The following is a 3,704-nucleotide window of genomic DNA, read 5'->3' on the forward strand; positions in this document are numbered from 1 at the left end:
GAACGCGACGGAGCCGTGCGTGCGGCGGAGCAGGCCGGCCTCGGCGAGGGCCGCGACGTCCCGGCGGACGGTGACGGCGGGCAGGCCCAGCCGCTCGGCGAGGTCCACCACCCGGACGGTGCCCAGGCCGCGCACCGTGTCGAGGATGCGGGCGCGGCGATCGTCCGCCGGGATCGGCATGGCACTCCCTGTCGGTGGGCGGTCTGTCGAGGTGGACAGGAACCTACCATTCGGTCACCGGAGGGCAGGACGGCGGCGGGCGGCCCCGCGGGCACCGGGCCGGAGGCCGGTGCCCGAGGGGCGGGAGGGTCGGGTCCGAGGGGAGCCGGGGTCAGGAGCCGTACCGCTCCTCGGGGACGACGGGGCCGAGGTCGGGGCCCTCGACCAGGGCGACGTGGTCGCCCGGGCGGTGGAGTTCGAGGACCAGCACCTCGTTGGCGCCGGCCCGCCAGAGCGGCGCGGGGGCGTAGAGGGTGCGCTGCGGGCCGCGGTCCCAGTAGCGGCCGAGCGCGAAGCCGTTCAGCCACACCATGCCCTTGGTGAAGCCGGGCAGGGCGAGGAAGCCGTCGGCGGGGGCGCCGACGGTCAGTTCGGCGCGGTGGAAGGCGGGCCCGTCGGCGGTGGAGGGCGCGCCGAGGGTGAGGGTCGTCGGGTCGTCGAGCGGCAGCGGGCGCACCTCCCAGCCGAACTGGAACTGCCGGTCGACCCGGACGCCGCCGTTGATGCCCTTGGGATCGTGCAGCAGCGGACCGTAGTTGATCCGGCCCTGGTTCTCGACGAGCAGGTCGAGTTCGGCGCCGCCCTCGGGCACCGTCAGCGGCAGCCCCCGCTCGGGGTGGTCACGGTCGAGGACGCCGAGGGGTTCGCCGTCGAGGAAGACCTGGGCGCGGTCGGCGAGGCCGTCCACGCGCAGTTCGCCGTGGGCGAGCGGGCCGCGCAGGCGGGTGCGGTAGTGGATGAGGCCGAGGTTCTGGCCGAGCCGCTCCATCGGGCAGGGCTCGGGGAGGTGGTGCGCGGTGGAGAGTTCGCCGAGGGCGCCCCGCGCGCCGAGCAGCGGGCGGCTCGCGGTGACGGGGGCGGTGCGGGGGGCGAGGCGGGCGGGCAGCGGCGGCAGCGGGTGGGGGTTGGGGCCGAGGTGGCGCTCGATCACCTCGCGGAAGAGGTGGAACTTCTCGGTGAGTTCGCCGGCCTCGCCGACCGGGGCGTCGTAGTCGTAGCTGGTGACGTCCGGCTGGTACTCGGTGCCGTCGTGGTTGGCCCCGTTCCACCAGCCGAAGTTGGTGCCGCCGTGGCCCATGTACATGTTGACCGAGGCGCCGGCGGCGAGCTGGGCGTCGAGCACCTCGGCGGCGTCCCCGGCGTCGCGCACGTGGTGCGGCGTGCCCCAGTGGTCGAACCAGCCGCACCAGTACTCCATGGTGACCAGCGGGCCGACCGGCTGGTGGCGGCGCAGACAGGCGAGGGACTCCTCGGGGCGGGAGCCGAAGGTGCCGGTGGTGAGGAGCCCGGGCACCCGGCCGCCGAGCTGGAAGCCGTCCTCGGCGCCGTCGGCGGTGAACAGCAGGACGTCGACGCCCCGCGTGACCAGGGCGTCCCGCAGGTGTTCGAGGTAGGCGGTGTCGTTGCCGTAGCTGCCGTACTCGTTCTCCACGGCGACGGCGACCACCGGGCCGCCGTGGGAGGAGAGCAGCGGGAGCAGGACGGGCACCAGGTGGTCGAACCAGGCGTCCACGGCGGCGAGGAAGGGCGGGTCCAGGCGGCGCAGCCGCATCGCGGGGTCGGCGAGCAGCCAGCCGGGCAGGCCGCCGAACTCCCACTCGGCGCAGATGTAGGGGCCGGGGCGGACGATGACGTCGAGGCCGAGGTCGCCGGCGGCGCGGACGAACGCGGCGAGGTCGCGGTCACCGGTGAAGTCGGCGCGGTCGGGGGTGGGCTGGTGGAAGTTCCAGGCGACGTAGGTCTCGACGGTGTTGACGCCCATGGCGCGCAGCCGGGTGAGGCGGTCGGTCCACTGTTCGGGGCGGATGCGGAAGTAGTGGACGGCGGCGGAGACGATCCGGTGCGGACGTCCGTCGCGCAGGAAGGTGTCGCCGTCGGTGGTGAGGGCGGGGTGGGGGGCCTGGTCGGCCATCGGGTCCTCCGCGGGAGGGTTCGGTGATCGCACGGTCAATCGATCGATGATTATCGGCATTATTGATCAATTTTCGATCGAACGATACTCTTTGATCGGAAAATCATCGGCGGACCGCTTCCGATCGACGCAACGACGCCTCGGCGGGCACGACAGATGGAGGCCAGGATGGCCATTTCGGGGGAAGAACGCCGCAGGCTGATCGTGTCCGCCGTCGGCGAGCTCGGCGGCCGGGTGCGGCTCACGGAGCTGGCCGACCGGCTCGGCATCCCGGCCGTGACGGTCCGCCGCGACGTGGCCGTCCTCGCCGACGCCGGCCGGCTCTCCCGCTCGCACGGCTTCGTCTCCCTGGAACGCCCGGACGGCGCCGGGCCGCCGATCGTCCCCGGCCCCGGAGCGGGCCGCGCCCTCGGACTGCTGGTGCCCTCGGTCGGCTCCTACTTCGACGAGGTGATCGCCGGGGCCCGGGCCGCCGCCGCGGCCGCCGGGGCCCGGCTGGTCCTGGGCATCGCCCCGTACGGCGCGGGCGGCGACCGGCTGCAGGCCGAACGCCTGCTGGAGTCCGGCGCCGAGGGCCTGCTGCTGGCCCCCGGGCTGGTCCCCGGCCGGGCCGCCGAGGAGTACGCCTGGCTGGACACCCTGCCGGTGCCCGCCGTGCTGGTGGAACGCCGCTCCCCCACCCCGGACGGCCCCGGATCCGGGCTGGACACCGTGGTCTCCGACCACCGCCACGGGGTGCTGAGCGCCCTGCGCCACCTGGCCGGGCTCGGCCACGGCAGCGTGCTGCTGGCCGCCCGGGGCGACTCCTGGACGGCCTCCGAGGTGCGGGCCGGGTACCGGGAGGGCACCCGGCTGCTCGGACTGCCCGCCCTGCCGGCGCTGGACACGCTCGGGCCCGGCAACCTGCCGGCCGACCCCGAGCCGCTGGTGGCACGGATCGCCGAGGCCGTGCGGTCCGGGACCCGGGCGGTGCTCGTGCACAACGACCAGGACGCGCTGCGGCTGGCGCCGCTGCTGCGCGCGCACGGCCTGGCGGTGCCCTCGGACGTGGCGCTGGTCGCCTACGACGACGTCTTCGCCGCGCTCGCCGCGCCCCCGCTGACCGCCGTCGCCCCGCCCAAGCGCGCGGTCGGCGCGGCGGCGGTCGACCTGCTGCTGCGCCGCCTGGTGGCCGGCTCCGACCTTCCGGTGCACCGCACGGCGCTGCTCCCGGTGCTGCACGTCCGCGCCTCCTGCGGGGCCGCGTCCTCGGTGTGAGCCCGCGCCCGGGGTGTCGAGGCGGCGGCGCATGCCGGTGGCCGAGGACGGCCCGACGCGGCGAGCGGGCACCGCCCCGGGCCGGTGCCGACCTGCCCGGCGAACCGGCGAACCGGCGGGCCGGGGTGCGGGCGGAAGCGGCCGGCGTGGGCGGCCGGCCAGGGCGGCGGGAAACCGGTGCGAGGTCGAACCGGCGATCCACTAGAGTCTGCGCCCGGCACCGTCGGAGAAGTCCGGGCTCACAGGGGGTTTCCATGCGTGGAACGCGTTCCACCGTCGTCGTGACGGTCGCGGCGGCCGTGCTGACGGGTGGCCT

3 protein-coding genes are annotated in these 3,704 nt (G+C 75.7%); 1 reads left to right on the plus strand and 2 read right to left on the minus strand.

The genetic code is table 11. From position 1 onward, the window contains the following. Together ABD308_RS13935 and ABD308_RS13940 are read right to left on the minus strand one after the other, a co-directional pair. Window positions 1-180: DeoR family transcriptional regulator (locus tag ABD308_RS13935; RefSeq protein WP_344333313.1), on the minus strand; the 180-nt coding region annotated here is incomplete at its 3' end. A gap of 151 nt (window positions 181-331) precedes the next feature. Continuing rightward, complete coding sequence (locus tag ABD308_RS13940; RefSeq protein WP_344333316.1) at window positions 332-2,131, minus strand: glycoside hydrolase family 35 protein; 1,800 nt, start codon at window positions 2,129-2,131, stop codon at window positions 332-334. Between the two features lie 168 nt (window positions 2,132-2,299). Between ABD308_RS13940 and ABD308_RS13945 the strand changes: the two genes are divergently transcribed. Then, window positions 2,300-3,388: a substrate-binding domain-containing protein gene (locus ABD308_RS13945; RefSeq protein WP_344333320.1), complete on the plus strand. Its 1,089-nt coding sequence runs from the start codon at window positions 2,300-2,302 to the stop codon at window positions 3,386-3,388. Window positions 3,389-3,704: the final 316 nt, after the last annotated feature.

Origin of the sequence: Kitasatospora putterlickiae, assembly GCF_039527695.1 — a bacterium.
Classification (GTDB): Bacteria; Actinomycetota; Actinomycetes; order Streptomycetales; family Streptomycetaceae; genus Kitasatospora; species Kitasatospora putterlickiae.